Source organism: Streptomyces sp. NBC_00539, from assembly GCF_036346105.1.
Classification (GTDB): domain Bacteria; phylum Actinomycetota; class Actinomycetes; order Streptomycetales; family Streptomycetaceae; genus Streptomyces.
In genome coordinates this window covers 2,491,998-2,511,504 of record NZ_CP107811.1, presented here as the reverse complement: position 1 = coordinate 2,511,504, position 19,507 = coordinate 2,491,998, and the positions used below count along the sequence as shown (strand labels likewise).

At 71.6% G+C, this 19,507-nt stretch carries 20 protein-coding genes and 1 pseudogene; 13 read left to right on the top strand and 8 right to left on the bottom strand.

Features of this window, described 5'->3' with window-relative positions; translation table 11 throughout:
• Positions 1-49: 49 nt before the first annotated feature.
• A complete protein-coding gene (locus tag OG861_RS10845; protein WP_329198177.1) occupies positions 50-310 on the bottom strand; it encodes a UBP-type zinc finger domain-containing protein in 261 nt (86 codons plus the stop codon).
• A gap of 63 nt (positions 311-373) precedes the next feature.
• On the opposite strand from OG861_RS10845, the gene OG861_RS10840 reads away from it, so the two are divergent.
• Entirely contained in the window at positions 374-1,954 is a 1,581-nt protein-coding gene (locus tag OG861_RS10840) for a Na+/H+ antiporter (protein ID WP_329198179.1), read from the top strand.
• Here the strand turns inward: OG861_RS10840 and OG861_RS10835 are convergent.
• The 3 genes and pseudogenes from OG861_RS10835 to OG861_RS10825 all read right to left on the bottom strand — a co-directional run bounded on the left by OG861_RS10835 (position 1,933) and on the right by OG861_RS10825 (position 3,915).
• Complete coding sequence (locus OG861_RS10835; RefSeq protein ID WP_329198180.1) at positions 1,933-2,961, bottom strand: 1-aminocyclopropane-1-carboxylate deaminase/D-cysteine desulfhydrase; 1,029 nt, start codon at positions 2,959-2,961, stop codon at positions 1,933-1,935. The two genes, OG861_RS10840 and OG861_RS10835, sit on opposite strands and share 22 nt — an antisense overlap.
• Before the next feature lie 90 nt (positions 2,962-3,051).
• Positions 3,052-3,321: pseudogene (locus OG861_RS10830) on the bottom strand (GNAT family N-acetyltransferase); the annotation flags it as partial.
• Positions 3,322-3,324: 3 nt separating this feature from the next.
• On the bottom strand, positions 3,325-3,915 hold the full coding sequence (locus tag OG861_RS10825; protein WP_329198182.1) for an N-acetylmuramoyl-L-alanine amidase: 591 nt from the start codon (positions 3,913-3,915) through the stop codon (positions 3,325-3,327).
• Positions 3,916-4,212: 297 nt separating this feature from the next.
• Between OG861_RS10825 and OG861_RS10820 the strand changes: the two genes are divergently transcribed.
• The 4 genes from OG861_RS10820 to OG861_RS10805 all read left to right on the top strand — a co-directional run bounded on the left by OG861_RS10820 (position 4,213) and on the right by OG861_RS10805 (position 7,753).
• Positions 4,213-5,625, top strand: coding sequence for a family 2B encapsulin nanocompartment shell protein (locus OG861_RS10820; protein WP_329198184.1), 1,413 nt, complete (start codon positions 4,213-4,215; stop codon positions 5,623-5,625).
• 32 nt (positions 5,626-5,657) lie between these two features.
• Positions 5,658-6,710: a family 2 encapsulin nanocompartment cargo protein polyprenyl transferase gene (locus tag OG861_RS10815; protein WP_329198185.1), complete on the top strand. Its 1,053-nt coding sequence runs from the start codon at positions 5,658-5,660 to the stop codon at positions 6,708-6,710.
• Between the two features lie 180 nt (positions 6,711-6,890).
• Positions 6,891-7,493, top strand: a complete 603-nt coding sequence (locus OG861_RS10810) for a GNAT family N-acetyltransferase (RefSeq protein WP_329202442.1) — start codon at positions 6,891-6,893, stop codon at positions 7,491-7,493.
• Between the two features lie 56 nt (positions 7,494-7,549).
• Positions 7,550-7,753 carry a hypothetical protein gene (locus OG861_RS10805; protein WP_329198187.1) on the top strand — a complete coding sequence of 68 codons (204 nt, stop codon included), beginning with the start codon at positions 7,550-7,552 and terminating at the stop codon, positions 7,751-7,753.
• An 84-nt stretch (positions 7,754-7,837) separates the two neighbouring features.
• Here the strand turns inward: OG861_RS10805 and snpA are convergent, their stop codons facing one another.
• Positions 7,838-8,497, bottom strand: coding sequence for a snapalysin (gene snpA / locus OG861_RS10800; protein ID WP_329198189.1), 660 nt, complete (start codon positions 8,495-8,497; stop codon positions 7,838-7,840).
• A gap of 208 nt (positions 8,498-8,705) precedes the next feature.
• Here snpA and OG861_RS10795 point away from each other — a divergent pair, with 208 nt between their 5' ends.
• From OG861_RS10795 to OG861_RS10785, 3 genes are all read left to right on the top strand, one after another.
• Positions 8,706-9,638, top strand: coding sequence for a LysR family transcriptional regulator (locus OG861_RS10795; RefSeq protein ID WP_329198190.1), 933 nt, complete (start codon positions 8,706-8,708; stop codon positions 9,636-9,638).
• A 177-nt stretch (positions 9,639-9,815) separates the two neighbouring features.
• Positions 9,816-10,739 carry a DUF4097 family beta strand repeat-containing protein gene (locus OG861_RS10790; RefSeq protein WP_329198192.1) on the top strand — a complete coding sequence of 308 codons (924 nt, stop codon included), beginning with the start codon at positions 9,816-9,818 and terminating at the stop codon, positions 10,737-10,739.
• Positions 10,740-11,645 (top strand): helix-turn-helix transcriptional regulator, encoded by a 906-nt coding sequence (locus tag OG861_RS10785; RefSeq protein ID WP_329198194.1) that lies wholly within the window; start codon positions 10,740-10,742, stop codon positions 11,643-11,645.
• Between the two features lie 192 nt (positions 11,646-11,837).
• On the opposite strand, the gene OG861_RS10780 is transcribed toward OG861_RS10785, so the two are convergent.
• Both OG861_RS10780 and OG861_RS10775 read right to left on the bottom strand, forming a co-directional pair.
• The gene (locus tag OG861_RS10780) at positions 11,838-12,800 is read right to left on the bottom strand and encodes a zinc-binding dehydrogenase (RefSeq protein ID WP_329198195.1); all 963 of its coding nucleotides are present in this window, start codon (positions 12,798-12,800) and stop codon (positions 11,838-11,840) included.
• 532 nt (positions 12,801-13,332) lie between these two features.
• Positions 13,333-14,535, bottom strand: a complete 1,203-nt coding sequence (locus OG861_RS10775) for an NAD(P)-dependent malic enzyme (protein ID WP_443056605.1) — start codon at positions 14,533-14,535, stop codon at positions 13,333-13,335.
• Between the two features lie 525 nt (positions 14,536-15,060).
• Between OG861_RS10775 and OG861_RS10770 the strand changes: the two genes are divergently transcribed.
• The 4 genes from OG861_RS10770 to OG861_RS10755 all read left to right on the top strand — a co-directional run bounded on the left by OG861_RS10770 (position 15,061) and on the right by OG861_RS10755 (position 18,552).
• Positions 15,061-16,017 carry an ABC transporter substrate-binding protein gene (locus OG861_RS10770; protein WP_329198196.1) on the top strand — a complete coding sequence of 319 codons (957 nt, stop codon included), beginning with the start codon at positions 15,061-15,063 and terminating at the stop codon, positions 16,015-16,017.
• Positions 16,018-16,053: 36 nt separating this feature from the next.
• On the top strand, positions 16,054-17,004 hold the full coding sequence (locus OG861_RS10765) for an amino acid ABC transporter permease (protein ID WP_329198198.1): 951 nt from the start codon (positions 16,054-16,056) through the stop codon (positions 17,002-17,004).
• Entirely contained in the window at positions 17,001-17,768 is a 768-nt protein-coding gene (locus tag OG861_RS10760; RefSeq protein ID WP_136215062.1) for an amino acid ABC transporter ATP-binding protein, read from the top strand. Before OG861_RS10765 ends, OG861_RS10760 begins: the two co-directional genes overlap by 4 nt.
• Positions 17,769-17,922: 154 nt before the next feature.
• Positions 17,923-18,552, top strand: coding sequence for a CGNR zinc finger domain-containing protein (locus OG861_RS10755; RefSeq protein ID WP_329198201.1), 630 nt, complete (start codon positions 17,923-17,925; stop codon positions 18,550-18,552).
• Here OG861_RS10755 and sodX read toward each other — a convergent pair.
• Entirely contained in the window at positions 18,456-18,875 is a 420-nt protein-coding gene (gene sodX / locus OG861_RS10750; RefSeq protein WP_329198202.1) for a nickel-type superoxide dismutase maturation protease, read from the bottom strand. The two genes, OG861_RS10755 and sodX, sit on opposite strands and share 97 nt — an antisense overlap.
• Before the next feature lie 171 nt (positions 18,876-19,046).
• Here sodX and sodN point away from each other — a divergent pair, with 171 nt between their 5' ends.
• Positions 19,047-19,442 carry a superoxide dismutase, Ni gene (sodN, locus tag OG861_RS10745; RefSeq protein ID WP_190183382.1) on the top strand — a complete coding sequence of 132 codons (396 nt, stop codon included), beginning with the start codon at positions 19,047-19,049 and terminating at the stop codon, positions 19,440-19,442.
• The last annotated feature ends 65 nt before the right edge of the window (positions 19,443-19,507 follow it).

Sequence of the window (19,507 nt, the reverse complement as noted above, 5' to 3'; positions counted from 1 at the left end):
TCTGCGGGCCCAATTCGGGGGAACCGGCGGAGGGTTGACCTACCCCGCCTCAGACGATCGAACCGTCGACAAAACACCACCGCCACGTCTCGCCCGGTTCGAAGCTGCGCATCACCGGATGGCCCGTCTCGTGGTGGTGCGCCGTGGCGTGCCGGTAGGGCGAGGAATCGCAGCACGCCACGTGTCCGCACCCCAGACACATCCGGAGTTGCACGGGATGGCTGCCGACCGCCAGACATTCCGGGCAGGTCAGGGCAAGCGGGACGGGCTCGGGGCGCGGCAGTTCGGCAACGTGGGTGCACTCGCTCATGATGGCCAGCGTACTGACGTGCGGGCGCACAGGACGGTTGATACCGAGGAGGGTCGATCTTCGATGGAGGTATTGCCGCTGGTGGGCCTGGTGGCGGGCAGCGCGATCGTCGCCGGGGTGGCCCGACGCACCCCGGTGCCCGCACCGCTGCTGCTCGTCGCCGTCGGCCTGATCGCCTCGTACGTCCCGGGCGTGCCCTCGTACACCCTCGACCCCCACATCGTGCTGCCGCTGCTGCTTCCGCCGCTGCTGTACACGGCCGCCGTGGAGAGCTCGTACCTGGACCTGCGGGCCAACGTACGGCCCGTCGCGCTGCTCTCCGTGGGGTACGTGCTCTTCGCGACGATCGCCGTGGGGTACGTGGCCTACCTCGTGGTGCCGGGGCTGTCGCTGCCCGTGGCGCTGGTGCTCGGCGCGGTGATCGCACCGCCGGACGCGGTCGCGGCGACGGCGATCGCGCGCCGGCTCGGACTGCCGAACCGGATCACGACCATCCTGCAGGGCGAGTCGCTGGTCAACGACGCCACCGCGATCACGGCCTACAAGGTGGCGCTGGCCGCCGCCGTCGGCCTCAGCTCCGGCTGGGCCGGCGGGATCGCGGAGTTCCTGCTCGCTTCCGTGGGCGGCGTCGGGGTCGGGCTGGTGCTGATGGTGCCGATCCACCTGCTGCGCAAGCGGCTGCGGGAGCCGCTGCTGCAGAACACCCTGTCGCTGCTGATCCCGTTCGTCGCGTACGCGGCGGCCGAGCGGGTGCACGCCTCGGGCGTGCTCGCGGTCGTCGTGGTCGCGCTGTACCTCGGGCACCGCAACTGGCAGGTCGACTTCGCGACGAGGCTCCAGGAAACCGCGGTGTGGAAGATGGTCTCCTTCCTGCTGGAGTCGGTGGTCTTCGCGCTGATCGGCCTCCAGCTGCCGGTGGTCCTCAAGGGGCTGGGCGAGTACGAGGGCTGGCGCGCGGCCTGGTACGCGCTGGCGGTGTTCCTGGCCGTGGTGGTGGCGCGGTACGTCTGGGTGTTCCCCACGACGTTCCTGCCCAGGGTGCTGTCCGAGCGGATCCGCAGGCGCGAGCCCGAGACGACCTGGAAGGCGCCCGTCATCGTGGGCTGGGCGGGGATGCGCGGGGTGGTCTCGCTGGCCATCGCCTTCTCCGTGCCGATCAGCGTGCCGCACCGGAACCTGATCCTGTTCCTGACCTTCACGACGGTCATCGCGACGCTGGTGGTGCAGGGCCTGACCCTGCCGCCGCTGATCCGGCTGCTGCGGCTGCCGCCGCGCGACGTCCAGGCGGAGACGCTGGCGGAGGCCCAGGCGCAGAGCGAGGCCTCGCGGGCGGCGGAGGACCGGCTGGACGAGCTGCTGGCCGAAGCGCGCAACGCCCTGCCGGGGCCGCTGGCTGACCGGCTGCGGACGGTGATGGAGCGACGGCGCAACGCGGTGTGGGAACGGCTCGGCGAGGTCAACCCCGTGACGGGGGAGTCCGCCGACGACATCTACCGGCGGCTGGCCGGGGAGATGATCGAGGCCGAGCGGGAGGTGTTCGTGACGCTGCGCGACCGGCGGCAGATCGACGACGAGATGCTACGGGTGCTGCTGCGCCGGCTGGACCTGGAGGAGGCCGCGGCCTACCGGGAGGACTCGGTCTGAGCCGTGCCGGAGGGGGCGGGGGCTGACGGGTCCGGGACTGGCGGCCCCGGCGCCGATGGCTCCGGCACTGACGGCTCCGGTGCTGACGGCTCCGGCGCTCCCGTGACGACCGCGGCGAGGGTGGTGCCGCGGGGGAAGGCCCCGCACCCGGTCAGCGCCGTCAGGGCCCAGAGCAGCTTCGCGACGTAGACCCGCTCGACGGGGATGCGGTGCCGAGCCTCGAACCCGGCGGCGAAGGCCTCCAGCTCGGCGGGGACCCGGGCGTAGCCGCCGTGGTGGAAGCCCTCGGCCAGCGTCCAGTCGCCCGCCGGGCCGCCGAAGGCCTGCCGCTGGAGGGAACGTATCTCCGCGTCCAGGAAGCCGCCGGCCAGCACCGGGACGCCGACGGCCCGCTGGCCGGGCCCGAGTCCCGCCGCGAGGCCGGCCAGCGTGCCGCCGGTACCGCAGGCCACGGCGACGACGTCGCCGGCCCCGCGCAGCTCGCGGCCGAGTTCGGCGCAGCCGAGCAGGGCGAGGGCGTTGCTGCCGCCCTCCGGGATCACGTACGCGCCGTCCGCGCCGGCCGCGGCGAGCAACCCGGCCTGCACCCCGGGCTCGGCCTTGCGGCGGTACTCGGAGCGGGAGACGAAGTGCAGCCGCATCCCGTCGGCCGCGCAGCGGGCCAGCGAGGCGTTGAGCGGCCGCCCGGCCAGCTCGTCCCCGCGCACCACCCCGACGGTCGCCATCCCCAGCAACCGCCCGGCCGCGGCGGTGGCCCGCAGGTGGTTGGAGTAGGCCCCACCGAAGGTCACCAGCCCGCAGTACCCGCCCTCCACGGCAGCCCGCAGATTGGGCGCGAGCTTGCGCCACTTGTTCCCGGGCAGCTCCGGATGCACGAGGTCGTCCCGCTTCAGCAGCAGCCGGACGCCGTGCCGCCCGAACCGCTCGTCATGGACCTCCTGCACCGGGGACGGCGGGCGTTGCTGCAGGAGCGCGTCGGGGTTCGGGGGGCGGTTCACGCCTCCCATTGTGGGGCGCTCGTGCCCGTGCCGTCGCACGTCACAGCCCTGTCCACACCTGCTCCGCGCCGTACCTCGGCCGAGTCGTGCGGGGCGGCGTCAGGCCAGGCGGAGGTCGATGTACGGGACGGTGGCGCCCGGGAGCAGGTAGCGGTCGGTTTCGGTGAAGCCGTGGGCGAGGGCGAAGCGCAGGCCGGCGGGGTTGGAGGCCAGGACCACCGTTTCGACGGCGGCCGGGGCGAGGGCGCGGGCCTGGGCGAGGCCGTGGGCGTAGAGGCCGGCGCCCAGACCCCGGCGGCGGTGGGCGGGGAGGATACGGGCGATGACGGTGGCGGTGGAGCCGTTGTCGGGCGTGGGCGGGCGGACGGTTCGCTACTTGAGCCGGTCCGCCACGCGGGCGCGGAACCAGTCCATCGTGAAGCCCTTCGGGTCGATCTTGCCGGGTTGCCATTCGAGGTGGCCGATCACCGAGCGCTCGCCCCAGCCGTGGACCCGGCACACCGCGGCCGCCGCCTTGGCCATCGCGTCCAGCTGGACCTTCGGCCAGGGGTCGTCGCCGCTGCCGAGGTTCTCGCACTCGAAGCCGTAGAAGTAGCGGTTGCCGTCGGTGTCGGCGTGGTGGTCGGGCGGGAGGCGCTTCTCCGCGATCACCGCCGCCAGGACGTCGGAGTCGCCCGCGCCCGCGTGGTTGGCGCGGCCGTAGCCGACCAGGTGGACGCGGCCGTCCTTGGTGATCACGCCGTGGCACAGGGGGCCCGGCAGCTCCTCGTCGCCGTCGCGGCAGAGCGAGACGGTGTACGCGCTGCCGTGCGTGACGGTGTGGTGGATCATCACGCCGTGCACCGGGCCCCAGGGCCCCTTGTGGTTGCGGTTGTGGGTGCGCCAGGCCCCGACCTCCACCACGGTCAGGCCCTCGTCCCGCAGCGCTTCGATGAACCGGTCCGCGGACATGGGTGCGGACATGGCCGCCTCCTTCGCAGTACGCGCGTGGCGGTCACCTTACGTGCTCGCCTCGTTACGTACCGGTGTAGTGGAAGCGGTCACTCCGAGCCAGGGGGTTCGTACGGCGAGCGAGCGGATCCGGCCAGACGGCGTCGCTCCCGCCCCGTCACTCCCGTCCCGTCGGCCCCGTCGCGAACGGCCCATGACAGTGCCCATCCCGCAGACGGAGTAGTCCCACCCTTTTGTGTAATGGTCCCACTACGCCCCGTACTGACAGCCTGGACCCGCAGATCCATGGAGTGATCGAAAGGGAAACACATGTCGGTCCAGGCAGGTTCCGAGTCCGAGGCCCAGACGCAGAGCCCCCAGCGGAGTCTCGGCACCTCGGCCGCGCGGAACTTGGCAACCACGACCAAGTCCGCGCCGCAGATGCAGGAGATCACCTCACGGTGGCTGCTGAAGATGCTCCCGTGGGTGTCGGTGCAGGGCGGCACGTACCGTGTCAACCGCCGGCTGAGCTACTCCGTCGGCAACGGCATCGTGGAGTTCATCAAGACCGGCACCCAGGTCCAGGTGATCCCGGCCGAGCTCGGCGAATTGCCGCTCCTGCGCGACTACGAGGACCTCGACGTCCTCACCGAACTCGCCGCCCGCTGCCAGCAGGTCGACTTCGCGCCCGGCCAGGAGCTGACTTCCTTCGGCAGCCCCTCCGACAAGGTCTTCCTCCTCGCCCACGGCCGCATCGAACAGGTCGGCCCCGGCCCCTACGGCGAGGACGCGGTGCTGCGCACCGTCGCCGACGGCGCCTTCTTCGGCGAGGACGCCCTCGTCGACGAGGAGGCGATCTGGGAGTACACGGCAAGGGCGGTCACCTCCGGAACCGCGCTCGTCCTGACCCGCCAGGACTTCCAGCTCCTCGCCGACCGCGTCGACTCCCTGCGCGCGCACGTGGACACGCAGCGCTCGCTGCCGCCCCAGCGGACCAACAAGCACGGCGAAGCCGCGATCGAGCTCTCCTCCGGCCACCAGGGCGAAGCCGTCCTCCCCGGCACGTTCGTGGACTACGAGGCGCGCCCGCGCGAGTACGAACTCTCCATCGCACAAACGGTTCTCCGGGTCCACACGCGCGTCGCCGACCTGTACAACCAGCCGATGAACCAGACCGAGCAGCAGTTGCGGCTCACGGTCGAGGCGCTGCGCGAGCGCCAGGAGCACGAGATGGTCAACAACCCCGACTTCGGTCTGCTCCACAACGCCGACTACGACCAGCGCATCCAGCCGCACGACGGCGCGCCCAGCCCGGACGACATGGACCAGCTGCTCAGCATGCGGCGCGACTCCAACCTCTTCCTCGCCCACCCCAAGGCCATCGCGGCCTTCGGACGCGAGTGCAACAAGCGCGGCCTCTACCCCGAGGCGGTCGACATCGGCGGCCACCGCGTACCGTCCTGGCGCGGAGTACCGATCTTCCCGTGCAGCAAGATCCCGATCAGCGACGCCCGTACGACCTCGATCCTGTGCATGCGCACCGGCGAGGACGCCTCCGGTGTGATCGGCCTCCACCAGCCGGGCATCCCGGACGAGATCGAGCCGAGCATGTCGGTGCGGTTCATGGGGATCAGCGAGCAGGCGATCATCTCCTACCTCGTGACCGCCTACTTCTCCGCCGCGGTCCTGGTGCCGGACGCGCTCGGCATCCTGGAGAACGTCGAGATCGGCCGCTGGCGCTGAGCCGGCCGGCTCGGGGCACGGCGGGGCACACGATGGCGACGACCGGTGCGGTCACCACGGGCGAGGGCCAGGAAGCGGCGGCCCTGCTGGAACGGACGAGGGAGACGGTCAACCCGCGACTGCGCCGGACGGTCGAGCTCCTGCCCGGCTCCATGCGGCGCGTGGCGATGTACCACTTCGGATGGGAGCACGCGGACGGCACCCCCGCCGCGGGCAACCCGGGCAAGGCCATCCGCCCGGCCCTGGTCCTCGCGGCGACGCGGGCCCTGCGCGGGCCGGGCGACGGGGAGGCGGAGGACGCCGTACGCGCTGCGGTGGCCGTGGAACTCGCGCACAACTTCACGCTCCTGCACGACGACATCATCGACAAGGACGTCAGGAGGCGGGGCCGCGCCACGGCCTGGACCGTCTTCGGCATACCGGACGCGCTCATCACGGGCGACGCCATGATGGCGCTCGCGCTGAAACAGCTGGCGGAGGACCCGCACCCCGCCTCGGCGGCGGCCGCCGCCCGGCTCGCGGCCTGCGTCATCGAGCTGTGCGCGGGGCAGCAGGCGGACTGCGCCTTCGAAGCGCGGCCGGACGTCTCGCTCGACGAGTGCCTGACGATGGCCACCGCCAAGACCGGAGCCCTGCTGGGGTGCGCCTGCGCGCTGGGCGCCCTGTACGCGGGGGCCGGTCCGGACGAGGTCGACGCGATGGACGGCTTCGGCAGGGAGGCCGGGCTGGCCTTCCAGCTGATCGACGACCTGATCGGCATCTGGGGCGACCCCGGGCACACCGGCAAGCCCGCCGGGGCGGACCTGATCGCCCGCAAGAAGTCCCTCCCGGTCGTGGCCGCCCTCACCTCGGGCACGACGGCCGGGGCGGAGCTGGCCGAGCTGTACGCCGGCCCGATGACCGGGGACGACGTGCGCAGGGCCGCCGACGCGGTGGAGCGGGCGGGCGGCCGCGACTGGGCGCAGGCCCACGCGGCGGACCGGATGGGACGGGCGGTGCAGCAGCTGTCGCGGGCCGTACCGGACCACGGGGCGGCGGGCGGCCTGCTGGCGCTGGCGGAGTTCGTCACGCGCCGCACCCGGTGACTTCGCCGCACCCGGTGACTTCGCCGCACCGGGTGACCGCGCCGCACCCGGAGGCTCCGTAGGACCGCGAGCGACAGGCCTGTTCCGGCACCGCATGGTGCCGGAACAGGCCTGTCCGCGCCCGGGGCCCAACTCTAGGATCACTCACTGTTGTTGCAACGTGAGCGAGGGGTGGGTTCCGTGGTGCTGGAGATACGTAGGGCGGATCAGTCGGACCGGGACGCCGTGGCCCGGCTGCTGGACGAGGCGTTCCGCGACGACCCGGTGAGCAGCTGGGTCTTCCCCGACCCGGCGCACCGGGCGGCGGTGCACGGCAAGTTCCTCGGCGTGTTCGTGGACGTGGCGCTGGCGGAGGGCCGGATCGACTACGCGGCCGACGGCTCGGCGGCGGCGCTGTGGCTGCGGGTCCCGGCCGGGGACCACGAGGGGGAGGCGGCCGAGGACGACGTCCCGGCCAGGATGCGCGCGGTGGCCGACCCGGACAACGAGCGCTGCGAGCTGGTCGGCCGGCTGACGGGCGAGGTGCACCCCACCGCCGAGGAGCACGAGTACCTGCTGATGATCGCGGTGGCGCCGGGACGGCAGGGCGAGGGCCTGGGTACGGAGCTGATGCGGCCGGTGCTGGAACGGTGCGACCGCGAGGGCGTGCCGGCGTACCTGGAGGCCAGCAGCGAGCGGAGCAAGGCGCTGTACGAGCGGCTCGGGTGGCAGTTCACGGGCTCGGCGGTGCGGCTGCCCGACGGGCCGCTGATGTGGCCGATGTGGCGCAAGCCGCAGCCGTGAGGTTCCCCGCCCCCTCCCGCGCCGCCGGATGCGCCGAACCGGCCTACCGTGGAGGTATGGCCGGTGAAGAGCGACAGAGTGCGGGTGCGGCGGGCGCCGCGCAGACCGGGCACGAGCAGGAGTCGTGCCCGGTCTGCGGGCGCCCCGTCGAGCGGGTGATCGTCGGGCGGCGCAAGTCCCTCGGGATCTTCGTACCGAACTGGGGTCCGGGGCCCTGCCCGGACCCCGACTGCCCCCGGTACCAGGGCTCGGCGGGTTAGACCGGCGGGTTGGTCCGGCGGGTTATACCGGCGGGTTGTCCGCGGGTGGGCCCAGCGGCCAACGCAGCGGAGGGTCCCGGCGGGTCAGCTCTTGGTGCCCAGGCCCGAGGCGACCAGGCCGTTCGCCCACAGCTGGTTCACCCGGGAGCGCTCGGTGGAGTTCGGGTAGGGGTTGGTGCACGAGGTGCCCGGCCCGCCGCCCGACATCAGCTCGCTGCACGGGCCCGAGTAGTGGTCCGGCAGACCCAGCACGTGTCCGGTCTCGTGGGCGGTCACCCGGGTGGAGTCGTACTGCTGGTTCTGCGCGTAGTCGAGGAAGATGTAGCCGCGGCCGTGGCCGTCGGTGCTCGCGTAGGAACCCCGTGAGTCGTTGCCCTCGCGGTAGGAGAAGTTCCCGCCCGAGGACACCTCCTGGAGCTTGACGTTGGACACCGAGCCGTTCCAGATCTGCGTGGAACGGGCTATCACGGTACGGAAGCTGGGCGCGTTGCGCGTGTTGTAGGTGACGGTGACGGACTGGATGCCGGGGTTGGCGGCGCGCTGCTCCGCCACCGAGCGCTGGACGGCGTCGAAGAAGGCGCGGTTGGCGGCCTGGTTCTCCTGCGAGTGCTCGTAGGCGGCGTAACTCGCGGGGTTGCCGGACGGGGCCGGGGCGGCGCTGGCGGTGGGGGCGATACCGGCCAGGGCGGCGGCCAGTACGAGACCTGCGGTGGCGGCCGGAACGGCCGTGCGGGAGTGGCGCATGTGGGGGAGCTCCTACTCATCCGGTGTGGGGGGTGGGTCGTTCGGTACCGGAGTCTGCGGGAGCGTCACCGCTCGGCGGATGATGTCAGCCACCGATAACACCGGGTTATCGGTAGGTTTTCGGTAGGTCAACTTCCGTAAAATTGGCGGGATTAGGGGGGATACCGGTGGCTGGTGCGGCCGACGGGGGCCGCCCTACCCTCTGGTCATGGAGCTTGAGGTCAGGCATCTGCGCGCACTGTGCGCCATCGCCGACGCCGGCAGCCTGCACAAGGCCGCGCGGCAGCTCGGCGTGAGCCAGCCCTCGCTGACCACTCAGCTCCGCCGGATCGAACGGGCCCTGGAGGGCGAGCTGTTCCTCCGCGAACGGACCGGCTGCCGGCCCACGCCGTTCGGGCGCACCGTACTGGGGCGGGCGCGCCCGCTGCTGGCCGAGATGGCCGCCCTGGTGGCCGACGCCCGCGCGGTGGCCCGCGGGCCGCGCCTGCGGATCGGCTCCACGGCGAGCCGGGCGCTGCCCGGGTGGCTGCGCCGGCTGCACCGGCGCTCGCCCGAGACGGAGACCTCGCTGGTGGTCGACGTGTCGGCCAACGCCCTGCTGCGGATGGTGGACGCGGGGCAACTGGACGTGGCGTTCGTGCACGAGGTCGAGGGGTGTCCGCTGCGGGTGCCGCCGGGGCTGGAACTGCGCGTGCTGATGGAGCGGGAGCCGCAGTTCGTGTCCATGTCCCGGGACCATCCCGCCGCGCGGCGGCCGGTGGTGGAGTTACGGGAACTCGCCGCCGACCGCTGGACGGTCGACCCGTCGGTGGACGGCGAGTGGGACGGCCTGCGGCGGGTCTTCGCCGGCGCCGGCGTGGACCCGCCGGTGCTGCACGCCGATTACCACACCGCGACCTCGCTGATCATCTCCGGCGAGGCCGTCGCCCCCTGCCAGCCCACCTCCGGCCCCCGCGACGACATGGCGATCCGGCCGCTCTCCGGCGACCCGCTCGCCGTACGGCTGCTGCTGGCGAGCCGGCCGGGCGCGCACGCCGAGGTGTACGAGGACCTCCGCGCCGCCTATCGCGAAGCAGCCCTGCGCACCCCGCCCTACCGGGCGTGGCTGCACCACCACGCGAGCCCGCTGCTGGCCGCGTAACCCCGCTCCTCACCCACGTCCCCCGGCCCCGGACCCCGTCCGGTCGCCGGGCTGCCCGCGCGTGCCGGCGTGTCGGCCGCTTGACTTCGCCGATCCGCGATATATCGTGTTCTCAGAAGACGCGATATGTTGCGAGCGTCGAGCCCCGTTCGTGCGTCCACGAGGAGGATCAGAACCATGGCAGAGCAGATGACGTGGTCCGTCGCCGAACCGCAGAAGCTCACCTTCGAGCAGCCGGTGACCGAACTCCGCGTCCGCGTCGTCGGCGGCACCGTGAACGTCGTCGCCGCAGACGACGGGCCGGCCCGCCTCGAAGTGGCCGAGGTCGAGGGGCCGCCCCTGCACGTCGTACAGGAGGGCGGCACCCTCACCCTCTCCTACGAGGACCTGCCCTGGAACGGTTCCCAGGGCTTCAAGAAGTGGTTCGAGGGCAAGCCCTGGAAGGCCTGGACCGGCTCCGCCGACGGCCGCAAGGCCTGGGAGCGCAGCGCCACCGTCACCCTGACCGTGCCCGCCGCCACCCTCGTCCAGCTGGCCACCGTCAGCGCGGCCGCCTTCGTCTCCGGCATCAGCGGTGCCACCGACGTCAACGGCGTCAGCGGCGACACGACGCTGGTCGGGCTCTCCGGCAGGGTCAAGGCCAACACCGTGTCCGGGAGCGTCGAGGCGCAGTCCGTGAACGGCGAACTCGCCTTCCACTCCGTCTCCGGCGGCCTGACCGTCGTCGACGGCGCGGGCGGCAGCGTCCGGGCCGACTCGGTCAGTGGTGACATGCTCATCGACCTCGTGCTCGACCCGGCCGACACGCGGCCCGTGGACATCACCCTGAACTCCGTCTCCGGACAGGTGGCGATCCGCCTCCCGCACCCCGCCGACGCCCGCGTGGAGGCCAACACCGCTACCGGCGGCGTCTCCAACGCCTTCGAGGACCTGCGGATCACCGGCCAGTGGGCCGCCAAGCGGATCACCGGCACGCTCGGCGCCGGCACCGGGACGCTGCGCGCCACCACCGTCTCCGGCGCCATCGCCCTGCTGCGCCGCCCGGCGGCCGAGGGCCCCGACGCCCCCGCCCCGCTCGCGCTCGACAAGAAGGTGCTCTGAATGCCGCCCGTCTTCGCCCACGGACGCCTGCGCCTGTACCTGCTCAAGCTGCTGGACGAGGCACCGCGCCACGGGTACGAGGTGATCCGCCTGCTGGAGGAACGGTTCCAGGGGCTGTACGCGCCCTCCGCGGGAACGGTGTACCCCCGGCTCGCCAAGCTGGAGGCGGAGGGGCTGGTCACGCACGCCACCGAAGGCGGGCGCAAGGTGTACTCCATCACCGAGGCGGGCCGCGCCGAACTGGCCGACCGGGTCGGTGAACTCGCCGACCTGGAGCTGGAGATCCGCGACTCGGTCTCCGAACTGGCCGCGGAGATCCGGGACGACGTCCGGGGCGCGGCCGGGGACCTGCGGCGCGAGATGCGGGCGGCGGCCGCCTCGGCGACGGCCGACCACGTCGAGGACGAGGGCTGGAAGGCGGCCAAGGAGGAGCTCCGCAAGGCCAAGGCGGAGTGGAAGGAGCAGGCGCGGCGGGCGAAGGACGAGAGCCGCCGGGCGCGCGAGGAGGCGCAGCAGGCGCGCCGCCAGGCGAAGGAGGCGCAGGAGCGGGCGCGCGAGGAGGTCCAGCGGATCGCGAGCCAGCTCCAGGAGCAGTTCGCGAAGTCGGGCGGCGTGCTGGGGAGCCTGGCGGGTGCGTGGCTGGGTGGCGCGGGCGGCCACGGAGGTACGGATGCGCAGGCCGGTCGGCCGAGCGCCCCGACGCCACCGTCGGACTGGGCCGAGGACCTGGCCCCGACGGCCGACCCGACGCGGGACCTGGACCGGCTGCTGGACCGCTTCCGCGACGACATCCGCGACGCCGCGCGGGACCACGGGGTGTCGCCGGCGCAGCTGGCCGAGGCCCGCGCCCACCTGGCCGCGGCGGCGGCCCGCGTCACGGCGGCGCTCCGCCCCGACCGGGCGTAGGCCCCGACCGGGCGCAGGCCCCGGCCGGGGCGGCCCGGTCCGGCTGGGCCCGGTCGGCCCCGGCCGGTGGGTGGGCCCTCGCTGCGCCGGGCCTCCCGGGGCCTCCCGGGGCTCCGCCCCGCACCCGCACCCCGCACCCGCACGCCGCGCCTCGATCGCCGGCGAGGCCGGAAGCGGTGGCCCGGGTCTTCGTCAGACCGTGAGGACGATCTTGCCGAACAGGTCGCCCGAGGCGAGCTTTCCGAAGCCCTCGCGGGCGCGGTCCAGGGGGAGGACCTCGTCGATGACGGGCCGCACTCCGGTGGCCGCGCAGAACGACAGCAGGTCCTCCAGCTCGTCCTTCGAGCCCATCGTGGAGCCGACCACCCGCAGCTCCAGGAAGAAGATCCGCGTCAGTTCCGCGTGCGCCGGCCGGTCCCCGCTCGTCGCGCCCGAGATGACCAGGGTGCCGCCCGGGCGCAGGGACTTCACCGAGTGCGACCAGGTGGCCGCGCCCACCGTCTCGATGACGGCGTCCACCCGCTGCGGCAGCCGCGCGCCCGGCTCGTACGCCTCCACCGCGCCCAGTTCCACCGCGCGCTTGCGCTTCGCCTCGTCCCGGCTCGTGGCGAAGACCCGCAGGCCGGCCGCCTTGCCGAGGACGATCGCGGCGGTGGCGACGCCGCCGCCCGCGCCCTGGACGAGGACCGAGTCCCCCGGCCGCACACCGGCGTTGGTGAACAGCATCCGGTAGGCCGTCAGCCACGCCGTCGGCAGGCAGGCGGCCTCCTCGAAGGACAGCTCGGCGGGCTTGCGCAGCACGTTCCAGGCGGGGACCGTCACCTGCTCCGCGAAGGTGCCCTGGTAACGCTCGGTCAGGATCGACCGCGGCTCGTCCGGGCCGACCCCGTGGCCGCTCTGGCCGATGACGGAGTGCAGGACGACCTCGTTGCCGTCCTGGTCGGTCCCGGCGGCGTCGCAGCCGAGGATCATGGGGAGCTTGTCCTCGCCGAGGCCCACCCCGCGCAGCGACCACAGGTCGTGGTGGTTGAGGGAGGCGGCCTTGACGTTGACGGTCACCCAGCCGGGGCGGGCCCCGGGAGCCGGGCGTTCGCCCAGTTCAAGGCCGTTCAGCGGCTGGTCGCGGTCGATTCGGGCGGCATAGGCAGCGAACATGCCGCGACGCTACCGCCCGGTAGCGCGAGGGGCCACCCCTGTCGGGGCGCGGCGGGTGAGGCCTTCGTCGCAGTGGCCCGAGGCCTTCGCCGCATCCACCTCGGACGACCACCGCCGAGCGTGGGAACCGGACAGGGGGTTTTCCGCGTCTGGAACGGGCCATCCGCTGCGTCCAGGCGGAAGGAGTAGTCCATCCCTCAACTTCCACCTGCACCAGTCGGTTTGAGGTGTCCCGGCGGTGAACCGGAATGTCATTCAAGCCCTCCGGCAGGGGTAACATTCTGGCCATGCGGCGCGCTCGTCATGAGCCTGCCATCTGCAGCCTGTCCTCTGCGCCGCGGTTCTCTTCGTGTGGCCGTACGCCGCTTCGCCGTGCGCCCGGACACACGATTGGCGCGGCGACCCCTCCCGGTTCGGGGGCCAGGAGGGTGCGTCCGCGACAGGTTCGAGTACAACGGGAAGGGCCCGGCCGGATGGGATCCATCAGGCCGGGCCCTTGCCCGTACGGTCACGCGTCCCGCCGGAGCGGCGATCAGGCCAGGCGGGCCACGCCGTCCGCCTTCGCCGCGGCGGCGACCGCGGCCGCGACGGCCTCGGCGACGCGCTCGTCGAACGGCGAGGGGATCACGTAGTCGGCGGCGAGCTCGTCACCCACGACGCCCGCGATGGCGTCGGCGGCGGCGATCTTCATGCCCTCGGTGATCCGGGTCGCGCGCACCTTGAGGGCGCCCGCGAAGATGCCCGGGAAGGCCAGCACGTTGTTGATCTGGTTCGGGAAGTCCGACCGGCCGGTGGCCACGACCGCCGCGTACTTGTGCGCGACGTCGGGATGGACCTCCGGGTTCGGGTTGGCCATGGCGAAGACGAAGCAGTCCTTCGCCATGGTCGCCACCGCCTCCTCGGGGACCGTGCCGCCGGAGACGCCGATGAAGACGTCCGCGCCGGACAGGGCCGCTTCCAGGGGGCCGGATTGGCCGGTCCTGTTCGTGAGGCCCGCGATCTCGGCCTTGACGTCCGTCAGGTCCGAGCGGTCCGCCGAGACGACGCCCTTGCGGTCGGTGACGCACACGTCGCCGATGCCGGCGTCCACGAGGATCTTGGCGATGGCGATGCCCGCCGCGCCCGCACCCGAGATCACGGCGCGCAGGTCGCCGAGGGTGCGGCCGGTGAGCTTCGCCGCGTTGCGCAGGGCGGCCAGCGTCACGATGGCCGTGCCGTGCTGGTCGTCGTGGAAGATCGGGATGTCCAGGGCTTCCTGGAGCCGGCGCTCGATCTCGAAGCAGCGGGGGGCGGAGATGTCCTCCAGGTTCACCCCGCCGAAGGACGGGGCGAGACGGATGACCGTCTCGATGATCTCGTCCGTGTCCTTGGTGGCGAGCGCGATCGGGACCGCGTCCACTCCACCGAACTGCTTGAACAGGATGGCCTTGCCCTCCATCACCGGGAGGGAGGCCTCGGGACCGATGTCCCCGAGGCCGAGCACGGCCGTGCCGTCGGTGACGACGGCGACCACGTTGGACTTCCACGTGTACTCGTTGACGAGTTCCGGGTTCTCCGCGATGGCGCTGCAGACCTTCGCCACGCCGGGCGTGTAGGCGAGGGACAAGTCGTCCTTGTCGCGGACCGGCACGGTGGCCTGCACGGCCATCTTGCCGCCCCGGTGCAGTGCGAACACCGCGTCGGGGTTGTTGTCCGTCACGCTGTCGCTGCGAGGATTGACGATCTCCGCTGCCACTTGTTTGACCCCTTAAGTCTTTAATCGTTGAGGGTGGCCACTCCTGGTTAAGGGGTGGGCGGGCACCGCGTCCGTCTCCGCATCGACGGGTTCGTCCCGCCTCCGCGAAGGGGAGGTTTCGTACGCGCGGGCGCGCCGCACACGCGCCCTGGGCCCCGGATGAGGGGTGTAAGGATCTGTTCTACCTGAAAAACGCCCGCCCGGACGAGTCGATTGCCTCACGTTCGCAGGTCTCTTGCCCCGGTTTCACCTAAAAGTCCGGACGTTACCGTCCGAGGGGCGAGACCCACCGCAAAAACTGCGGCCAAACAGCGGGTCGGCAGTGCATAGTGCGGCCGCACGGCCCCGCAGCCGCAGTCCTGATCGGAACCCCGGGTGGCCCGTTATCCGATTTTGACCTGACGACCACCCTGAATGTCGCAGTCCGAATGGCAAGATGCCGTAATCACACAGGTCGCTGCACTCGATGGTGCGTGCCCGACCCTTCTCGGATGCTTTTTTCCCCACTGCCGGAGGAACCAGCTCATGACCGCAAGCACCACCCGTCGTTCGACCGCCGCACGGTCCCGGATCGCCGCGGTCGGTGCGATCGCGGTCGCCGGCGCCCTGATCCTCACCGGCTGTGGCGACCAGACCAAGAGCGGCTCCGGGAACTCGGCCTCCTCGGGCACCAAGTCCAGCAGCGCCCCGCTCTTCTCGGCCCTCCCGAAGAAGATCCAGGACGCCGGTGTCATCAAGATCGGCACCGACTCCGCGTACGCCCCGATGGAATTCGTCGAGAACGGCAAGATCGTCGGTGTCGACCCGGATATCGCGGACGCGCTCTCCAAGCAGCTCGGTGTGAAGGTCCAGTTCACCGCCGGCACCTTCGACGGCCTGATCACCTCGATCTACACCGGCCGCGAGGACGCGATCATGTCCTCGATCACGGACAACAAGCAGCGCCAGGAGGGCCTGGACGACAAGGGCCAGAAGATCGGCAAGGGGATCGACTTCGTCGACTACTTCTCCTCCGGTCTCTCGCTCCTCGTCAAGAAGGGCAACCCCGAGGGCGTCAAGACCCTGGACGACCTGTGCGGCAAGACCGTCGCCGTCCAGCGCGGAACGACCTACGAGGACGAGTTCAAGAAGCAGGCCGACAAGTGCGGTGACAAGAAGCTCACCATCCAGGCCTTCGACACCGACGCCGAGGCGCAGACCCGCGTCAAGGCCGGCGGCGCCGTCGCGGACCTGAACGACTACCCGGTCGCCGCGTACACCGTGAAGACCTCCGGCGGCGGCAACGACTTCGAGATCGCCGGCCAGCAGACCGGCGTCGGCCTCTTCGGCATCGGCGTGAGCAAGGACAACACGCAGCTGCGCGACGCTCTCAAGCAGGCCCTCGACGCCGCCATCAAGGACGGCTCCTACGCCAAGGCCCTGGAGAAGTGGAACGTGCAGGACAGTGCCGTCAAGTCCGCGACGGTCAACGCCGGTCAGTAAGTCCCGCGCTCCACGCTCCACTGAAGGGCAGTCATTGTGACTGACAAGATCGACAAGGGTCCGGCCGCAACCCCGCCGGCCGGACCCGGCGCCTCGGGAACCCCGTACGAGGCGATCAAGGCAATTCCCGTACGGCACTACGGCCGCTGGATCAGCGGTGTCATCGTCGTCGCGCTCCTGGCGTGGCTCGTCTACGCCTTCTCCCAGGGCAACGTCATCTGGGCGACGGTCGGGGACAAGCTGTTCGACCCGGCCGTCCTCGGCGGCCTGTGGAACACCATCCTCATCAGCGTCGCCGCCATGGCGCTGGGCCTCGTGCTCGGCATCGTGTTCGCGGTGATGCGCCTCTCGAAGAACCCGGTGACCAGCGCCGTCTCCTGGCTCTACATCTGGTTCTTCCGCGGCACCCCGGTGTACGTCCAGCTGCTGGTGTGGTTCAACCTGTCGCTGATCTTCGAGTACATCAACCTCGGGCCGATCTACAAGAACTACACCGTCGCCGTCATGACCCCGTTCATGGTCGCCCTGCTGGGCCTGGGCCTGAACGAGGGCGCCTACATGGCGGAGATCGTCCGGGCCGGCATCCAGTCCGTCGACGAGGGCCAGACCGAGGCCGCGCACGCGCTCGGCATGCCCCAGACCAAGACGATGCGCCGTGTCGTGCTGCCGCAGGCGATGCGGGTGATCATCCCGCCGACCGGCAACGAGTTCATCAACATGCTGAAAACCTCCTCACTGGTTTCGGCGGTGCAGTACACCGAGCTCCTGCGGGCCTCGTCGAACATCGGCAACACGGCCGGTGCCATCATGGAGATGCTGTTCGTGGCATCCGTCTGGTACCTCGCCCTGACCAGCGTGTTCAGCGTCGGCCAGTACTACCTGGAGCGCCGCTTCGCCCGAGGTTCCACGCGGAGCCTGCCGCCGACGCCGTTCCAGCGCCTGCGTGCCAACCTCAACATGTTCCGCCGTACGGAGGTCGCGCGATGACCGCCCAGCCGATGGTCAAGGCAGAAGGCGTCCACAAGTCGTACGGCGCCGCCCACATCCTCCGGGGCATCGACCTCGAAGTCGCCCCGCGCGAGGTCTTCTGCCTGGTCGGCCCGTCCGGCTCCGGCAAGTCGACCTTCCTGCGGTGCATCAACCACCTGGAGCGCATCAACTCCGGGCGGCTGTCGGTGGACGGCCAGCTGGTGGGTTACCGCCAGAAGGGCGACAAGCTCTACGAGCTCAAGGACAGCGAGGTCGCCGCGCAGCGCCGCGAGATCGGCATGGTCTTCCAGCGCTTCAACCTGTTCCCGCACATGACGGCCATTGAGAACGTCATGGAGGCGCCGGTCCAGGTCAAGGGCGAGAGCAAGGCGGTGGCGCGCGAGCGCGCCGTCAAGCTGCTCGACCGCGTCGGCCTCGGCGACAAGGGCGGGAACTACCCCTCGCAGCTGTCCGGCGGCCAGCAGCAGCGCGTGGCGATCGCCCGCGCGCTGGCCATGGAGCCCAAGCTGATGCTCTTCGACGAGCCCACCTCGGCGCTCGACCCGGAGCTCGTCGGTGACGTCCTGGACGTCATGCGGGACCTCGCCGAATCGGGCATGACGATGATCGTCGTGACCCACGAGATGGGCTTCGCCCGCGAGGTCGGCGACAACCTCGTCTTCATGGACGGCGGCGTGGTGGTCGAATCCGGCCACCCGCGCGAGGTCCTGGGCAACCCGCAGCACGACCGGACGAAGGCGTTCCTGTCCAAGGTGCTGTAACTGCGTCGAGCGCTGCTCTGCGGGTGCTGTGAGAGGGGCGGTACGGATTCCCGTACCGCCCCTCCGCGCTGCCCGGCGCACCCCTGCGGTCGTAATACCCTTGTAGCTGTCTCAGCCGTTACCGGGACCTCATCCGCAGCCGTAAGGACTCGACGTGGAACTGGCCCATTACTCGGACTACGCCGTGCGCCTGGTCAACACCGAGGAGCCGGCCCGCAACAAGGACGCCCTCACCTCGGTGGACGCCGTACGCGCCCTCTTCGGCGCCGGGGTCCAGGCCGCACGCCGCGTCACGGACGCCGACGTCACGCGCTTCCGCAACGTCCGGGGCCGGCTGCGCTCCGTCTTCGAGGCCGCCGACGGCGGGGACCACGTGCTCGCCGTCGACCTGCTGAACTCCCTGCTGATGGAGTTCCCGGTCAGCCCCCAGGTGACCGGCCACGACTCGCTCGACGAGGACGGCCGCCCCCACTGGCACATCCACCTCGCCGATCACCCCTCGAACGCCTCCGCGGGATACGCCGCCCTCGCCTCCTTCGGGCTGGCCTTCCACCTCACCGAGCACGGCCCCGACCGGCTCGGCCTGTGCCAGGCGGCGCCCTGCCGCAACGCCTACCTCGACACCTCCACCAACCGGTCCCGGCGCTACTGCTCCGACCGCTGCGCCACCCGGGCGAACGTGGCGGCCTACCGCGCCCGCAAGCGGCTGGAGGCCGAGGAGTCCGCGCGCAGCGGCCGCAGCGCCGAAACCGCCCAGGACAGCCGCGCCCTCAGCGAGCGCTGACCGGCGGGCGGCGGCCGCAGCCGCAGCACGGCCGTCGCCAGCACCAGTTCCTCGGGCACCGTCCCGTAGTCGGTGCTGTCGCCGGTCGCGTTGTACGGGTTGTCACCCAGCACCCACCAGCCGCCCGGCCGCCGCTCCACCGCCCGCTTCACCACCAGCAGGTCCTGCTGGAAGGGGTGCCGCAGCACCACCACGGCCCCCGGGCGCACGGGCGCCCCGTAGCGGACCACCAGCCGGTCCCCGTGCAGCAGGGTGGGGACCATCGAGGGCCCCGACACCTCGGCCAGCCCGAACTGCCCGCCCTGGCGCGCCCTGTCCACCATGTACGACCTCCTCGTCCCACCCGCATGCTGCCGCACGCCGCCGTAGGTTCGCTCACCGCCGCCGGCACGACGCTGGACTTTTGTCCGAAGCCCACGGGGCCGCCCGCGAATTCCGCATCCCGAGCGAGTAATCTCGCCCTTGAGAAGACGATCACGAGGAGGACAAACTCCATGCTTACCCGCCTCTTCGCCCCCAAGGCGAAGGTCTCCGCCCACTGTGACCTGCCGTGCGGCGTGTACGACCCGGCCCAGGCCCGCATCGAGGCCGAGTCGGTCAAGGCCGTACAGGAGAAGTACCAGGCCAACGAGGACGCCGACTTCCGCGCGCGCGCCATCACCATCAAGGAGCAGCGCGCCGAGCTCGCCAAGCACCACGTCTCGGTGCTGTGGAGCGACTACTTCAAGCCGCCGCACTTCGAGAAGTACCCCCAGCTGCACACCCTGGTCAACGACACCCTCAAGGCCCTCTCGGCCGCGAAGGCGTCCAACGACCCGGCGACCGGCCAGAAGGCCCTCGAACTCATCGCCGAGATCGACCGCATCTTCTGGGAGACCAAGGCCGCCTGATCCGGGCCCCCGGCCCGATGGAGCAGCCCGGTGCAGAAGGGGCCCGACCGGTGACGGTCGGGCCC